This window comes from Pontibacter mucosus (assembly GCF_003054055.1).
In the GTDB taxonomy this organism is placed as follows: Bacteria; Bacteroidota; Bacteroidia; order Cytophagales; family Hymenobacteraceae; genus Pontibacter; species Pontibacter mucosus.
Genome location: NZ_QBKI01000006.1, coordinates 88058 through 103084 on the forward strand (window position 1 = coordinate 88058; position 15027 = coordinate 103084).

The following is a 15027-nucleotide window of genomic DNA, read 5'->3' on the forward strand; positions in this document are numbered from 1 at the left end:
AATGTGGCACTAACTGGGCTTTATGAATAAATTTTAAATACTGGTCTCTATACTTGCCGCAAGGCCTGTTGTGGTGGCAATACTTGCTCCTGGATTTATTAAATCAGGCTTCTGCTTTTCTGGGAATCCGGCTGGCTGGCCCCTCGTACCGGATGAAAAAGTTGATCCAGATAACTCTGGACAACCGGAAAATAATTGGCAGGAAACCTAGTACGACCACTGCTACCACACCTATCATCATCGCCATGGTAACTTCGCCCAGCAAGTGGTATAAGATGAAAAGGAAAACCAGGAAGATAGCCACGTTAAAGGCAAAGCTCACATACATGGCCCCATAGTAAAAACCCAGCTCCGGCTCAAAGGTCTGCCCGCATTTGGGGCAGCTCTTGTGCATGTCTGCAAACCTGGTGGTGTACAAAGTGCCCGGCGGGAACATAGCCCCCTCACGACAACGCGGACATTTTGCAGTAACTATACTGTATAGTAAAGAGTTTCCCTCGCTCATGGCCAATAACCTTGATTTGTGATACAACAAAGATACAACAACTAAAGAGCATAAGCTCGGCATAAAAATGATTAAATGCTGTACTTTTATGCCCGGTTATACCTTACCAACAAGTATAGCACCCGAATCGTTGCGAATACCGCAGGCAAGCCCGAAGCAAACATGCAGAAAGAACATTTACCGATTTACCAGATTCAGGATTTTGAAGCCCTCAGCCAGAAGGAGCGGTACTTTTACTTTAGTTCTTTTGCCACCCACCTGGAGGAGCACCAGTTTATCCGGGAGCCCCACAAGCACGATTTTTACATCATCATGATCGTGACAAAAGGCACGGGCAACCATACCATCGATTTCAGGGAATATGAGGTAAAGCCAGGCACCGTGTTTTTCATGACGCCGGGGCAGGTGCACAGCTGGGACCTGTCGGCCGATGCGGACGGCTATGTCATCTTCTTTACGCATGGGTTCTACTCGCGGCAGTATCCCGACAGGGTGCTCTACGACTACCCCTTCTTCAATGCCCTGCTCTCCACTCCGGTGCTACGCCTTTCGGGTGATGACGAGCAATTGCTGCGGCCTGTCCTGCTCCGGCTGCAGCAAGAGTATGAGGACGACAAGCCCATGCGAGGCGTCATGCTCAGCCGGTACCTGGACATCCTCATGATTGAGCTGACGCGCCTTTTCCAGCCCTCCGAAAGTATAGCCGGAGGTACCGGAAGAGACCAAACGCTGCTTCAGAACCTGGAGCGGCTCATCGACCTGCACTACAAAGCGCACCGGCCGGTGGCCTTTTACGCGGAGCACCTGTATGTAACCCCCAAGCACCTGAACGAGGTCTGCAAGAAAAAACTCGGCAAAACCACTAAGGAACTGATCCAGCAGCGGCTCCTGCTGGAGGCGCAGCGGCTGCTGGTACATGCCGACTTAACCAGCTCGCAGATAGCGGCAGAACTGGGCTACCTGGACAACGCTTACTTTTTCCGCTTTTTTAAAAAGCAGCTGTGCTGCACGCCCGAGCAGTTCAGAGCCATGCACCAATAGCACCTGTGTCAGTTTAATTTGCCGGCAAGTAAGGGTTTTGCCCTTAAAGTATAAAAGCACCGGGTTAGAACCTGCACCTGACCGGTCTGTTTCCCTGGCGCAAAACAGTGTTATCACCCGCTCATTTTAAGTCCGGAGTAACTGTTATCTACAGCAGGACAGACTCCTTGGCTTGTGGCACGTGTACTTTATAACATCGTATGTGTATGCCAGCTTGTGGTTGGTGTAATACATTTTACCTGGCTTGTCCGCCTGCGTACTTCTCTCATATCAATCATTTCTAAACCTCAAAACTTAACCTTTATGAGAGCAAGTCGCTTACTCCCCCTGGCTGCGTTAGCCGCCATTTTCACATTCTCCTCGTGCCAAGAAGAGGAACAGGCCGTCTCCCAGGACGAAATCTCGCAACTAACCCTGGACCAGATCAGCGAGCTGGGCTTTAACACCCAGCAGGTAGAACGTATTGCTGAGGGCTACCTGGTTGAGGGTGACATCATCCTGACAGAAGAAAACCTGAGGGGCTCTGCTGAGGCAAAGGCACTTCGCGTTGGCGAGGAGGAACAGTACCGCACCTCCAACCTGGTGAACGTGGGCACAAGCCGCACCATCAACATTGCCATCACTACCAGCCTCCCATCGTCCTATGTAACGGCGCTGGATGAGGCGATTCGCCGCTTTAACGCCGAGAACCTGCGCATCAAGTTCCGCCGCGTATCCTCAGGCTACAACATTCTGGTGTCGAAAGCGCCAAGCGGCTCTTCTTACCTGGCTTCTGCCGGCTTCCCTTCCGGTGGCAACCCCTACAACTCGATTAAGGTGAATTCCGATTACCTGGGCTCCAGCCCCGGCACCAGCTACCTGGCAACTATCCTTGCGCATGAGATCGGCCACACCATCGGCTTCCGCCACACCGATTACATGAACAGGAGCTACAGTTGCGGCGGCGCTTACTACAACGAGGGTGCTTCCACGGTTGGTGCTATCCACATCCCGGGTACGCCAACTGGTCCCGACCCTAACTCCTGGATGCTTGCCTGCATCGGCACCGGCCAGAACAGACCTTTTAACTCTAACGACAGAACCGCGCTCAACTACCTGTACTAAGGAAGTAAAGAACTAATCAACCATACATCACACCCGCCCTGCTGGCAACCGGCAGGGCGGGGTGTTTATTTTTAGTAGGAAGTTTCAGGAACGTTCTGCCTTGTTTAAGCAGCAGGACTTTTGCAGTACCGGGCCCAACCACCCCTGGCCCCGCCTTGGCGAAGGCGGGGAACGCTGTAGTTCCGTTGGCTGAAGTATAAGTCTAATTGCTGCCTTTCTCGCCCCGACAGGTCGTGTCTGTCCCTACAAGTGTAAACCCATCCCAACCCCTCCGCGGAGGGGAATTATCAGTTAACGATTAACACCCCTATAGTCCCCTCAAGGGGACAGTTTATACTTACTACTCACTATGTCATCTCGAGCAGCGCGAGAGATCTGGCTAGAATTCAAAAGAGTTCTCTCCCAAAGGTCGAGATGACAGCTGGGGCAGCAGCGGCTATTGATTCTGTTCCCAGCCTTTGGGTTGAGCGCCTCGAGAGGTTCCGGTGACGAGCGACAGCGAGGCAGCCCGAGGCACGAGGGCAGGAAATGTACACATCGCGATGCCCGAAGGCGAGGCCTCCCGGCCTTGAGGGAGCCAAAGTATAGATGCAACTGTAGCTTATGTAAGGCTGGAGGAGGAACGGAAGCTAACAAGGATAGCTTGGTTCAAATGGAAGGAAGCCGTTATGAAAGTATAAAGTATGGGCAAAGTATAAAAGTATGGCCTACGCGGACATGGAAGTCCGCAGCAGAAGTGGTTCCGGATAAGGACATCCGGAACAGCGGAAAGTATAAACCGGCAGATATAAAAGTATAGCCCAAGTATAAAGTATGGCTTTTCAAGCCAGTTGGGTTGCAAACCCAACACCATAGGTAGGCACGTGTTGCAAACCTGCCCCAGCGGGAGGAGGCCAGGAAAGAGCAAAGGCACAAGCGAACGCTTGCGCCATAGAAATTATAAAGTATAGCCAGAGTATAACCAAGCTATACTTCTTTTGGCCTCACCGCACCTGCACTCTCTCCACCAGCAAATTACCTCTATCGGTGCGCACTCGTACCAGGTATAAACCAGCCTGAAGCTGCATGGTAGAGATCTCCTTTACCATCCCCTCCCGGGTGCCCCGGTACAGCAGCCTGCCTAGCTTATCCAATAACTCCACTTGGGCTGTTTCGCTGCTGAGGGCAATAAAGAGCGGCTGACCGGCCTCCACGGGGTTCGGATAAACCAGCATCTGCCCGGCGCCAGTATGCACCACTTCCTCGGGCTGGCTGTAATAAGTCAAACCACTAACAGTCGTCAGTTTTACCCTGTACACATTCTTGCCAGGTCCGGGAGATGAGTCTTCAAGTTTAAAATCCTGCCTATTGACCGGGCTAACAGTGCTGAGCGAGCGAAATGTGCCGTTATCGAGCCGCTCCAGTGTGAGGGAGGCTAACTGGTGCGTAGAGGAAAGTCGCAGTTCGAGCACCACCTGCTCCGCCACATAACTGGCCGCCAGGAACCGGGAAATATAGCAAGCCGCGCTTTCATCCGCATAACTCACTGTCATACTTTTCATCCCGGTTTTGCCCGCCACCACAGGGGCAACAGCCAGATAACCCGCACGTAGCGCCTGCAACTGTTCCTCATCAAGCACCAGGAGCGTATCCGACAGCAGTGCCAGCGGCTCCAGATAAGCCTCCCCCATTTTATATACCTGATATTGCGCGTCCGCAGAAAGCCGCGGCCAGTGTACCATTACCTGGCCTGGACAGGCATAGCCAATCGTCAGGGGCAGTGCCTTGCTCAGCAGAAACGTGTCCGACTCCAGCACCTCCCCTGCCATACTTAAGCGCACCTGTACCTCGGCCACTGTATCGGGTGCAAGCCAGTCATAGCCGAAAGCGGTGGCGTCCACTCCTTCAGTAATCAGCTGCCATACATCGTTCCCAGCTATGCGGTACTCCAGGCGCGCACTGCCCTGTTGCATCCCTTGCCAGCGAATGCGGTTTACCTGCCCCGCGACCAGGTGGCTTCCCGCTACAGGGTATTTCCATTCCCCGCCCGCTTCGAAAGTATAAACCAGGGCAAAAGGCTGAGTCCCGGAAATAACCCGGTGCCCCTGCACCTGCAGTTCATACACGCCGGCATTCGGAGAGTCAAGCGTCACCTGCTCCACGTTATTGATTCGGTCTTTGCCACGCCTGGCTGGTTGCCTCAAGGAGTCGGGGTGCGGGTAAGGGCTCAGCACCCAGGGCTCCCACACCTGCCCGGTGGCAGCATGGTGCAGGCTCAGGTCCAGGTCGTGGATAAGGGCCTGCTCCTCTCCGGCCTCTGCCGCAGGGTCGTGCCACACCAGGGTAGCTTTAAGGCGGCGCACACCGGCAGGCACTGAAATCCGGAAGGTTAACTGTTGCCCCTGCGCTATACTTTCGGTGATGTATTGCCTGTTACTGGTGGTGCGGATGGCGCTCAGAGCATTGGCGTTTCCGAAGCCGGACTCAAAATCCACCTCCGGCCTGCCCACATCGTCTGCGCTGTTAATGAGGATGGCTTTAACAAGAGAGGCTGGCGGCAGTTGCGATTCGTGCTGTTCCCTATAAGCTTGCTGCACCAGGAGTGCAATGCCCGAGACAACTGCCGCAGCCTCTGATGTTCCTCCCTTTCCGTAGGCTGCCAGTTCTGGTTTCACGCGGCCATCGTAGGCCGGCCCCTTCGAACTTCTGGCTCCTATACTTCCATCCGGGTCTAAAGCTCCTACGCTCAGGGAGTTTTTTGAATGCTTGAATTGGCCTGTCAGGTTGGCGAAACCAAGAATGCCAGCATACTTGCCTGTGGCACCTGCCTCACCCCCGCTGTTGCCGGAGGAGAATACGTGCAGTAGCTGAGGCGCCTCGATAACCTGCGCATCATAGGCCTGCGCCTCCAGCCCGTAATAATTCTCCACCCCTACGCCATAGGAATGGTTCTGTACGCTCACCCCTGCCTCAAGCAGCTGCGCGGTCGGGTCCGGCAAAAGCTCTTCCATACTCGAAGAGGTTAGTTTAGCGCCCGAGGCCACGCCCAATCCCGAAGGCCCTGAATTGCCTGCACCCGCCATGTAGGTAGCCATGGTGGTAGCGTGTGGCGAGTATCCTTCCGTAGCTTCCGCAGCTGGCAAGGTACGGCCTCGCAAATCCAGGTCATTTGGATCGAAGGGCCGCTCCTTGACCGAGGCCACCAGCCCTTGCCCCCTCAGCTGCGGGTACTGGCTATGGACGGCAGGGATATGGTTGGCCGACAAATCCGCATCGCGCAGCTCGGCTTCCTCGGTGGGTTGTCTGTTTCCCTGGTCTATGTACTTTACAGCGGGGCATGCGGCAAGATCACGAAGCTGCGCGGCGCTTACACCCGATACCAGTACCAACTGCGGCGCCCTGGGCTCTGCGTATACTTTGGCGCTGATGTTATACTTTCGCAGGCACTCCTCAAAAGCCTCTCTGCTGGTTACCTGCAGCCTGTAGGAGGCCGGCCGGTCGCTGCCAGTTGTGAGCGCCGGTGCTAGCCTGGACCTGACCTGCGGGGTTTGCCCCTGCACCCCAAAGGTTACCAACGTGAGACAGGCGAGTAAAACAACCATCCAACTTGCGTTGATGCGCCACTTACGGAGCCTCTTATACATCATAGGTTTGCCATTCTAAAATAGAAATATGCGACAAGTATGGGCAGAAGCTCCTATTCATACTTTCCTGCCCGCTCCATACCACCAGCACGTTGATATTACGGTTTAGCCGCATCCCCAAACAGAATATTACACCAACTCCCTCTTCCGCCTGACGAACTTGCAGCCTTTACCAGGCGATGCCTCCGCGCTTCTTCCTTTATTCTGAAGCCTGATTACGTTTAAAAAAACATCACCTGAGGCTTGATGCGCCGCAAACCAGCTGGCTACGTATAGGACTGATGCCTGGCACAGATCTGCTGGCTACTACTTGCACTGTACATTATTTTTTGTACTTTATGACCGGAAATTAGTCAAACAGACACCCTGATAAGAAGCATTTAGGATGTTATATATATTGCCTTTATACTTCAGATATACCTGTTTTAGGAGTTTCAGAATCTCAGAACGCAACAGCTAGGCCTTGTCGGAACACCGGTTCAGGCCATACGTGTTCGCCGATTGCCAGAGATCTGTTTACACCCTGAGCAGGGTACTGCACCACTAAACCTACAACACCATGAGCCTACAGAAAACCTATCGCTGTATGGTAATCGACGACGAGAACCATGCCATTGAAGTACTCTCCGATTACATTGCCGACACCCCGCGGCTGCAGCTCGTTAAAACCTTTCAGGACCCTGTGGCGGCCCTGATGGATGAGGAGGAGCAGTATGATTTCGTGTTTCTGGACATTGACATGCCCCGCCTTTCAGGGCTGGACCTGGCCAGATCGCTGCGGGACAAGACACGGTTTTTAGTCTTCACGACCGCGCACCAGAAATATGCCCTGGAGGCCTTCGATGTTCAGGCCGATCATTTCCTGCTCAAACCCATCAGCCTGAAAAAGTTTGCCCTGACGGTGGATCTCCTGCTGAAAAATATAGAGCGCAGTGCCGCCTCTGCCCCACCCGCCGAGCAAACCTTCTTTATCAAAAGCGACCAGAAGCACAAGCTCATTAAGATAAACCTGCAGGAACTGGTTTGTGTGGAGGGGCTGAAAAACTATGTGCTGCTGCATACGCTGGGGCAGCGCCACATTGCCTACCTCACCATGAAGGAAGTGGAGGACGCGCTTTATACTTTCGGGGGATTTATGCGGGTGCACAAGTCCTATATAGTAGCTAAAAGCCATATCGAACGGGTAGAGAGCCGCTCGATATGGCTTCGTAACAACCTGGAGGTTCCCATCGGGGATACCTACAGGCAGGGGTTCCAGGAGTATCTTTCAGATAAAATACTGGTAACCGGCAGGTAAGCCGGTTACCAGTATCCGATTACTTTTTAGCCGTAACCTGCGCCGTGTCGGACAGGAAAGTGGAGGTGATGGTAACAGTGGTAGGGTCTGTGCTGATGGCGCGCCCGGCAGCTTCCTTGCCTGAGAATCTGAACAAAGTGCGCTTGCTTACAACGAGTTTAGAGATTCGATTAGTTGCCATAGGTTTTTTCTTTATAAGATATAACTATTCAATTACACTCTGCTTAATTTTACACCAACTACTTCATACTCAGGACAAACGGCTTATGGTGCTAAATAATATAATCGGCTTTGCCAAAAAGTTTAAAGGCCACCTTATTACCTGGGCTCTGTTTATACTTTATGAAATATCGTTGGTGTCTGCCCTGAACGGCAGGTTTAACTCTTTCTGGGATTACCTGGGCCACTATGCGCTGCACATCAGCCTTTTTTACTGCCACGCCTGCCTGGTGCTTCCCCTGGCAAAAAGGAGGAAAACACGCTACTGGCTTATTCCCCTGCTGGTTGTCTGTGAGATAGCAGTGTATGCTGCCCTTACCTACCTGCTGGAACTGTGGCTTACGCAATACATGCAGGTTGTGTTAACACGCCCGCTAACTTCTGACTTCCACTACTGGCTTAGGGCTATCTGGCGGGCAGTATACTTTATAGGATTTGCCACGGGCTATTTCTTCCTGCGAAATTACCTGCAGGAACTGAAGCGGGCCGAGGAGGCAGCCAAGCAACACCTGCTGCACATCATCGAAAAGCAGAAGCTGCAGCACGAGCTGGTCAGGTCCCAAAACGCTTTCCTGAAGGCGCAAATCAACCCACACTTTTTATTTAACACCCTGAACTACGTGTATAACAGTGTCCGGAAAACCTCTTCGGAGGCAGCGGAGGCCATTATGTCCTTGTCGCAGATGATGCGCTATGCCTTGCAGAACGAGAACGAGCTGCAGGAATCGGACCTGCTGGAGGAAATTGAGCACCTGGAGCACCTGATCAACATCCATCAGATCAGGCACAACAACAGGCTGCAGGTAAACTTATGCTACGGTGATAACCTGGCTGGCGTGCGGTTCATCCCGCTGGTGCTCATCACGCTGGCTGAGAATATTTTTAAGCACGGAGACCTGACCAAGGAGGAGGATGCGGCCCAGGTAAGGATAAACCATGAGAACGGGGTGCTTTGTATCACGACGAGGAACCTCAGGAACCAGAACCAGGCAGGTGGCCACGGCATCGGGCTCGACAACCTGCAGCGGCGACTCGCGCATGCCTACGGCGAGCGGGCCTCTTTTGCAGCCTACGCCACCCCGGATGGCCACTTCATGACCGAAACCAGGGTCACATCCCCCAACAACATTGCCCCTGCTGCGCAAGGCTTGCGGGCTGCGGTGATTGTGTAGAAGTATAGGAATGGCTCAGACAGTAGAGCGCGCCCGGACAGAGCGGCAGTGCCTCCAGTAGCAGAAATAAATCACCAGTTCCTGCTGCCTGCTCTGGTCCGAAAGCAGGCGGTTGAGGTGCATGTGCATCAGGTCGGAGGCCAGCTGCTGACGCCTCTGGAGTGGAAGCTTTTCTGCCAGCCCTGCCATCACCTGTAGCGCCTCCCGGTGGGTTTTTCGCTGCTCTTTGAGTGGTGGGCGATGCGGTGAGCCTTCATCAGAAAGTATCCCCGGCACCTGACTCAGCTCCCTGTACGTGGCCGCCAGGCTCAGGCGCAGCGCTTTCGTCGCACCGAACTCCTGGTAGAAAGTATGGTAGAGCTGTTCCAGCAGCGTTTCCTTTTCTTCTGCAGAAAAGCCGAACGCCTCCAGCACTTCCTCTAAGCCGAGGAAGGCCATTCGGTAGAAGGCATACTCCTCCTCGCCAAAGGGCACGTGGCGCAGGTAATCCCCCACCCAACGACTGTTGGCCCAGAACACCTGCTCCGCGGCCTCTATCAGCTCCGACCCGTACCGCTCCAGCTCCTGCTCATACACGGCCAGCTGCAGATCCTGCACCAGCCCCTGCTGCAGCAAGCCACTTACTTTTCTGCTCACCTGCTCCATCACCTGACCTGCCCCTGCCGGTACTTTAAGCCGCAGGCGCAGGTGGTAGTCCGGGTCACGGTAGCGCAAAAAGTACCATTGCGCAACAGCTCCCTGTTGCTGCAACTTGCGGCAAAGCGGCAGAAGCGTGTGGGTAAGTAACTGGTTGGCCCGGGAGGGATGACAATAGATTTTAAAGTATAGCCACTCCTCGCCGGGGGCAAAGGTTCGCTTTTGTGATTTACGATTTGGTGCTGAAAGTTCGGGCAGTGACTTGTAGACGGTCCGCTCCTGATACACTGCCGTGATGAACTGGTGCACGTAAGGTTGGCCCGTGGCGTCTGTAACCAGCTGATTTTCTGCCGCGGTGAACGGAAACTCCCGTACCTGCACGCTGGACTTGCCTTTTATACTTTCCAGCAGCAGGTGCAAGTTCGACTCCCGCTCCAGGTCAAACACAAGTTGCTGATCGTTTTGGGTAAGGGCCACATGGCGCGGCCAGCGCAGGCTTGTGGCCAGTTGCTTCAACCGGAGCAGCGGGCTTCCCTCGCCCTTTGCAAAGATAGCCTCCAGTTGCTTCTCCTGCAGATGCCAGCAAGCCAGGTGCAGAATGGTCTGTCGGTAACGCACCCGCGGGTAATAGGTTAAGCCGGGAAAGAAGTGGCTCAGTTCGAGCGTGAAGTTGCTCCGCAACCCCTGGTATTGCATGTCGCAGAGGAAACGGAAAACGGCCAGGTCGTCGCGGAAATAGTTGTAGGCGGAGCCAAGGCGCGGCACTACCTCCTTCCGCAAGCGCTCCGACCACAGCACGATGCGCCCCGCCTCCACCCGAACCCATAGCTCCGATAACTGCACCTGTTCTTCTGCAGGATGTGCCGATGGCACCAGCAACGGAACCTCGTAGCTGCGCACAACCTCGCGCCGGTCGATGTTGGCGGTGTGTGCATTGTTGTAGTAGCCAATTTCAGCAAAAACTACCCCCGGGTTATACTTCTCCTCTGCCGCTGCAATGTCCCGGGCCATACTTCTGACGCCCTCGTGAAGTGGGGTAAAGCGCCCCAGCAGGGCCGTGGCGCTGATGCCGCCCGCCTGCTCCAGGTACACCTGCTCCCCCATGGGCCTGAACACGACCGAAAAGCTTGGCGGCAACGAAGTCTCCTCCGATGCAGGCAGTTGCTCCAGATCCTGCCCGGAAAGTATGAGCTCATGCGGGAAAGCACCGGCCGACTGCCACTTTTCCAGCAGCAGGCGGTGGGCAGGCGTCCAGTTTAGGGGCTGTGTTGCTGTGAGAGGTTCCTCCAATTTTATACTTTCCAGCAGCCGCGGCGCCTGGTGCCGTACCGCCAGATCTTCGTACCCTACGCCCAGTTCCGGATCAAGGGCGATGAGCAGTGGTACGGCCCTTCGGTCGAACTTTTTGCTGAAGGCGCTGACAAACTCCCGCAGTCCCTTTGGTTCGGGCGCAGGTACCAGGTGCTGCAGGCAGTCGAGGGCCTCAGTTAGTTTCGTCTGGTAGGCTGCATCCAGCGTGCCCTGTATCGCGTTCTCCAGCGTAGCCTGGAGGTCATTTTCCGGAGAAATAGCCAGGTCAGCTAATTCTTTCTGCGACAGTTCTTCGAATAAAGCTGACTTCGAGGTGCTGATGGCCTGCCCTGTTTTGTTGAGCCCACTCAGCAGAGAACAAATCTGCTCTACCCTGTGACTTGTAACACCTTGCGCCTTGCATTCCTCCAGCAGCCCTAACAAGCTATCCGGTCCCGTCACACGCATGCCGCTAAGCGGTACCAGCACCTGCTCCGACTGCAACTGCTCCACGTAAAAGGCCGCCTCCGCTTCCTCCACATCCGCCAGTTTTACCACTTCCCCTATTAACTGCTGTCGGGTGTAGCCTTCGGAGCAAGCCCGCAGTAGCTTATCCAGTATACTTCCCCCCTGTAGGTTGTCGATGGAGAATTCCCGCTTGCTGCCCGTGGCATCCTCCTGAAAACGAATGTATCGGAAACCTCCCGGAACCTTGTAAAGTGAGGGGTTTGGCCGGAACCGCTGAACGGGTGCCAGTTCGTTAGCCAGCAGCTCCGCTGCCAGCCGCTGGGAGCAGGAAAACGACAGGGAAAGATGCGATCTACTCTTCTCTTCCTGAAGTATAAATGGCTCGGGCTTGCCCCAATTGGTAAATGCGAAACCGGAAAAAAGCCCGAATGGGGTGGGCCGGAAACACATTCTGTTCACATACTTCTGCAGGCTCGCTTTCACTTTCGGAGTCAGATCCTCATAGGTAAAGTTGCTACCCTCCACCACCTGATACAGCACCGGACTCGCCAAACGCAGGGCTGCCAGAAAATATGAATCTGAGAGCGGCGCAGGCAGTGATTCCGGATCGTAGGAAGTAAGGGGAAGCGCGGGGGTGCGCAGCAGCAGGCCAGGGTGAAATCTGAATGTCGCCATCAGGTACGGGTTAGGGTCTTGCCCTAAGTTATCACTTTACCGGGATTTATACTACAGCCGAAGCTGTGCCCGTAGGCTTCCCTGAAGTGATGGCTGCTTACCATTTCTCAAGCTTCTAACCTAAGCATTAAGCCTCGCTGCCCCTCCGCAAGTATAGCCACAAAAAAAGCGGGCGGGGAATTTATACTTTCCCGCCCGCTTCCTGAGTAGTTTATACTTTGTGATTAAGCATTTGCAGCCGCTGCACGCTCCGCTCCTGCCGTTTCCTGCTGGTAGGCGTAGCTCACCATCCATTGAATGCCAAACTTATCGGCTACCATCCCGAAGTAATCTCCCCAGAAGGCTTTCTCCAGCGGCATTACCACCTGCCCTCCTTCTGATAAGGCGGCAAATAATTTATCGGCCTCTTCCTCACTTTCAGGGCTCAGCGATAGGGAGATGTTGTTTCCTGCCTTGAAATCGGGTCCCACACAGTTTGTTCCGCTGCCTTCGAGCACATCGGTACCCATCAGGATGTTGTTTTTGCCGATTGGCAGGGCAATGTGCATGATCTTGGATTTGTCTGCCTCGGGCATGTTCTCGCAGCCCGGGGTGTCTCCGAAGCGCATCAGGCCGAGAAACTCGCCTCCGAAAACAGATTTGTAAAAGTCGAACGCCTCTTCGGTGTTGCCTTTAAAGTTCAGATAAGGATTGATGGTAATCATAGTTTCTGGATATTTAAGGTGGTTATACTTTATACTTTATTAAGACTTATGCCCTCGCTCGCCTCTGGCGAGTGTGAGGTAGAAGGCGGCCTCCGGCCACAGGAATTCATACTTTATACTTTATTAAGATAAGTTTCCAATTGGTCAAAGGTGCCGGTTAGCCCCTGACGCAGGCTGTCAAAGGCCTGCTCAAAGGTTTCCTGCTCGGCCGCGGTTGCATTTTCAAGTATACTTTTAGAGGTGAGAGTGGTCCTGCCATTTTCCTCCTCCAGCGTCACGATGTTGAGGATTTGAAGAGGCCAGTCCGCACTGAACGGCGCGCGCACCACCTTACCCTCCTCATCCGAAAAAGCCGACACATACACGATTCGCTCCGGCTCCGCCAACTCGCGGTAATCGAAACGGCCCCACATCAGGCTCCCGTCGGGCAGTTGCAGGTTGTAATGGAAGTAACCGCCCGGGCGGGCGTCCAGCCTAACAATTTGCAGGGGAATCCCCTTGGGCCCCCACCATTGCGCCAGTTGGTCTTCCTCCGTCCAGGCTTTGAAAATGGTTTCCCGGTCTGCCTCGAAGGTGCGGGAAAGTATAAACGCGCGGCCAGTAGTTGCTTCCACGGCTTCAGGTGCTTTTTCCATAGTTCTGTTTTTATGTTAATTATCAAACTGCTTTCTCTGTCAGGCCCTAGGCCAGTTGCTTCAGTTTTTGCAGCGCCCTGTCCCAGGCCTGCGACATCTGCTCGTAGTACTCCTCCCCCATTTCGGAGGAAATATCCAGCCGGGTCTTGCCATTCTCTTCCGTGAGCACATAGGATTCCCGGCTGCCCTTTACCTGCCTGGCTTCTTCGCTTTCGTAATCTTCCTTGCCCTCATGCACCAGTCCTTTAAACTCCAAGCTAACCTTTTATAGGGCTCCTTCTCTACTACCCTCGCGACAATGCCACCGCCGCTCTTGTCCGTGAAAACGGCCTTACTTCCCAACTCCCAATCCGTCTCAACCTTTGAGCCCTCGCTGAATGCGGCTGTCCATTCCTGGTAATACTTGTCCTGCATCATCGCCTCCCAAACCTGCTCTTTAGGGGCATTGATGGTGATGGTTTTTCTGATGGTTCTGTTTTCCATAGTCGTAAATTTTAGTATGTTTACTCCCTTAGCTATCAAGCCATTGTTGCTTTCAGTGCTTGCTGGCAACAATACAAACTTAGGTGAAAAAGGCGTTTTATTGCGAGTGCTTTTACGCCAATAAAAGGGGCTGATTACGACAAAATCCTGACCTGAAAAACTATGAAAAACATCGCCATTCTTGTGCCTAAGGGAGCCATACTGGGCAGCATCGAGGGACCGCGCCAGGTGCTCACCGAGGTGAACAAATTCCTGCAAAACACGGGCAAACCCGCGCTGTTCCGGATACAGCTGGTGGGGCTGACCGAACAGGTAAAGGTGGCCGGCGGGCTCTACACCGTCTACACCGACGCGCTGCTTTCCGACGCTGAGAAACCGGACCTTATTATCATTCCTGCGCTGGATGGAGACCTTGCCGCAGCCATGGAGCTAAACCGCGACTTTATCCCCTGGATTGTGGAGCAGCACCAAGCGGGCGCCGAAGTGGGCAGCCTTTGCGTAGGTGCTTTCCTGCTGGCATCCACCGGTCTTCTGGATGGCCGCCAGTGCGCCACCCACTGGATGGCTGCTAACCATTTCCGCAAGATGTTCCCCAAGGTGCAGTTGGTGCAGGATCGCATCATCACTGACGAGCAGGGCCTCTACTCCAGCGGCGGCGCCTTCTCCTACCTCAACCTTATACTTTACCTGATAGAAAAGTATGCAGGCCGCGATGTGGCCGTGTTTATGTCCAAGGCCTTCCAGATCGACATCGACCGACGCAGCCAGTCCCCCTTCACCATTTTCAGCGGACAAAAAGAGCATGAGGATGAGGCAATCAAGACGGCTCAAGAGTATATCGAGAAAAACTTCCAGGAGAAAATTACGGTGGATACGCTGGCTGACATGCTAGCCTTGAGTCGCCGCAACCTAGAGCGCCGCTTCAAAAAAGCCACCGGCAATTCCATTATCGAGTACATGCAGCGGGTAAAGATAGAGGCGGCCAAAATGAGTCTGGAAACCTCGAAGGAGAACGTAAATGAGGTGATGTACCAGGTGGGCTACACGGATGTGAAGGCCTTCCGGAGCGTGTTCAAGCGCATCACCGGGCTCTCGCCAGTGCAGTACCGCAGCCGTTACCAGCGGGTAATGCCGGTGTAGGTGCGGTTTCCACTTTTATATACTTTAGTTGGCGT

The 15027-nt window shown here is 54.0% G+C and carries 14 protein-coding genes; 5 read left to right on the top strand and 9 right to left on the bottom strand.

Annotation, left to right across the window (positions count from 1 at the left end):
• Positions 1 to 103: 103 nt before the first annotated feature.
• Entirely contained in the window at positions 104 to 394 is a 291-nt protein-coding gene (locus C8N40_RS12630; RefSeq protein ID WP_245905106.1) for a DUF983 domain-containing protein, read from the bottom strand.
• Between the two features lie 186 nt (positions 395 to 580).
• Here C8N40_RS12630 and C8N40_RS12635 point away from each other — a divergent pair, with 186 nt between their 5' ends.
• Positions 581 to 1546, top strand: coding sequence for a helix-turn-helix domain-containing protein (locus C8N40_RS12635; protein ID WP_245905107.1), 966 nt, complete (start codon positions 581 to 583; stop codon positions 1544 to 1546).
• A gap of 303 nt (positions 1547 to 1849) precedes the next feature.
• Complete coding sequence (locus C8N40_RS12640) at positions 1850 to 2650, top strand: M57 family metalloprotease (RefSeq protein WP_108212140.1); 801 nt, start codon at positions 1850 to 1852, stop codon at positions 2648 to 2650.
• 666 nt (positions 2651 to 3316) lie between these two features.
• On the opposite strand, the gene C8N40_RS22970 is transcribed toward C8N40_RS12640, so the two are convergent.
• Positions 3317 to 3475, bottom strand: a complete 159-nt coding sequence (locus tag C8N40_RS22970) for a hypothetical protein (protein ID WP_211318106.1) — start codon at positions 3473 to 3475, stop codon at positions 3317 to 3319.
• A 158-nt stretch (positions 3476 to 3633) separates the two neighbouring features.
• The gene (locus C8N40_RS12645; RefSeq protein WP_108212141.1) at positions 3634 to 6276 is read right to left on the bottom strand and encodes a S8 family serine peptidase; all 2643 of its coding nucleotides are present in this window, start codon (positions 6274 to 6276) and stop codon (positions 3634 to 3636) included.
• 556 nt (positions 6277 to 6832) lie between these two features.
• On the opposite strand from C8N40_RS12645, the gene C8N40_RS12650 reads away from it, so the two are divergent.
• Positions 6833 to 7570 carry a LytR/AlgR family response regulator transcription factor gene (locus C8N40_RS12650; protein WP_108212142.1) on the top strand — a complete coding sequence of 246 codons (738 nt, stop codon included), beginning with the start codon at positions 6833 to 6835 and terminating at the stop codon, positions 7568 to 7570.
• A 19-nt stretch (positions 7571 to 7589) separates the two neighbouring features.
• Here the strand turns inward: C8N40_RS12650 and C8N40_RS22685 are convergent, their stop codons facing one another.
• The gene (locus C8N40_RS22685; RefSeq protein ID WP_170114099.1) at positions 7590 to 7751 is read right to left on the bottom strand and encodes a hypothetical protein; all 162 of its coding nucleotides are present in this window, start codon (positions 7749 to 7751) and stop codon (positions 7590 to 7592) included.
• A gap of 85 nt (positions 7752 to 7836) precedes the next feature.
• On the opposite strand from C8N40_RS22685, the gene C8N40_RS12655 reads away from it, so the two are divergent.
• A complete protein-coding gene (locus C8N40_RS12655) occupies positions 7837 to 8961 on the top strand; it encodes a sensor histidine kinase (protein WP_170114100.1) in 1125 nt (374 codons plus the stop codon).
• Positions 8962 to 8976: 15 nt separating this feature from the next.
• On the opposite strand, the gene C8N40_RS12660 is transcribed toward C8N40_RS12655, so the two are convergent.
• The 5 genes from C8N40_RS12660 to C8N40_RS12675 all read right to left on the bottom strand — a co-directional run bounded on the left by C8N40_RS12660 (position 8977) and on the right by C8N40_RS12675 (position 13852).
• Complete coding sequence (locus C8N40_RS12660) at positions 8977 to 12030, bottom strand: lantibiotic dehydratase (protein WP_108212144.1); 3054 nt, start codon at positions 12028 to 12030, stop codon at positions 8977 to 8979.
• 224 nt (positions 12031 to 12254) lie between these two features.
• A complete protein-coding gene (locus C8N40_RS12665) occupies positions 12255 to 12734 on the bottom strand; it encodes a VOC family protein (RefSeq protein ID WP_108212145.1) in 480 nt (159 codons plus the stop codon).
• 113 nt (positions 12735 to 12847) lie between these two features.
• Positions 12848 to 13369 (bottom strand): SRPBCC family protein, encoded by a 522-nt coding sequence (locus C8N40_RS12670; RefSeq protein WP_108212146.1) that lies wholly within the window; start codon positions 13367 to 13369, stop codon positions 12848 to 12850.
• A gap of 46 nt (positions 13370 to 13415) precedes the next feature.
• On the bottom strand, positions 13416 to 13625 hold the full coding sequence (locus tag C8N40_RS22975; RefSeq protein ID WP_211318107.1) for an SRPBCC family protein: 210 nt from the start codon (positions 13623 to 13625) through the stop codon (positions 13416 to 13418).
• Positions 13559 to 13852 carry an SRPBCC family protein gene (locus C8N40_RS12675; protein WP_211318108.1) on the bottom strand — a complete coding sequence of 98 codons (294 nt, stop codon included), beginning with the start codon at positions 13850 to 13852 and terminating at the stop codon, positions 13559 to 13561. The genes C8N40_RS22975 and C8N40_RS12675 overlap by 67 nt, the downstream gene beginning before the upstream one ends.
• A gap of 162 nt (positions 13853 to 14014) precedes the next feature.
• On the opposite strand from C8N40_RS12675, the gene C8N40_RS12680 reads away from it, so the two are divergent.
• Complete coding sequence (locus C8N40_RS12680; RefSeq protein WP_108212147.1) at positions 14015 to 14992, top strand: GlxA family transcriptional regulator; 978 nt, start codon at positions 14015 to 14017, stop codon at positions 14990 to 14992.
• Positions 14993 to 15027: the final 35 nt, after the last annotated feature.

Coding starts and splice junctions, on each gene's coding strand:
- C8N40_RS12630 (WP_245905106.1), bottom strand. CDS start 394: ATGCACAAGAGCTGCCCCAAATGCGGGCAGACCTTTGAGCCGGAGCTG.
- C8N40_RS12635 (WP_245905107.1), top strand. CDS start 581: ATGCTGTACTTTTATGCCCGGTTATACCTTACCAACAAGTATAGCACC.
- C8N40_RS12640 (WP_108212140.1), top strand. CDS start 1,850: ATGAGAGCAAGTCGCTTACTCCCCCTGGCTGCGTTAGCCGCCATTTTC.
- C8N40_RS12645 (WP_108212141.1), bottom strand. CDS start 6,276: ATGATGTATAAGAGGCTCCGTAAGTGGCGCATCAACGCAAGTTGGATG.
- C8N40_RS12650 (WP_108212142.1), top strand. CDS start 6,833: ATGAGCCTACAGAAAACCTATCGCTGTATGGTAATCGACGACGAGAAC.
- C8N40_RS22685 (WP_170114099.1), bottom strand. CDS start 7,751: ATGGCAACTAATCGAATCTCTAAACTCGTTGTAAGCAAGCGCACTTTG.
- C8N40_RS12655 (WP_170114100.1), top strand. CDS start 7,837: ATGGTGCTAAATAATATAATCGGCTTTGCCAAAAAGTTTAAAGGCCAC.
- C8N40_RS12660 (WP_108212144.1), bottom strand. CDS start 12,030: ATGGCGACATTCAGATTTCACCCTGGCCTGCTGCTGCGCACCCCCGCG.
- C8N40_RS12665 (WP_108212145.1), bottom strand. CDS start 12,734: ATGATTACCATCAATCCTTATCTGAACTTTAAAGGCAACACCGAAGAG.
- C8N40_RS12670 (WP_108212146.1), bottom strand. CDS start 13,369: ATGGAAAAAGCACCTGAAGCCGTGGAAGCAACTACTGGCCGCGCGTTT.
- C8N40_RS12675 (WP_211318108.1), bottom strand. CDS start 13,852: ATGGAAAACAGAACCATCAGAAAAACCATCACCATCAATGCCCCTAAA.
- C8N40_RS12680 (WP_108212147.1), top strand. CDS start 14,015: ATGAAAAACATCGCCATTCTTGTGCCTAAGGGAGCCATACTGGGCAGC.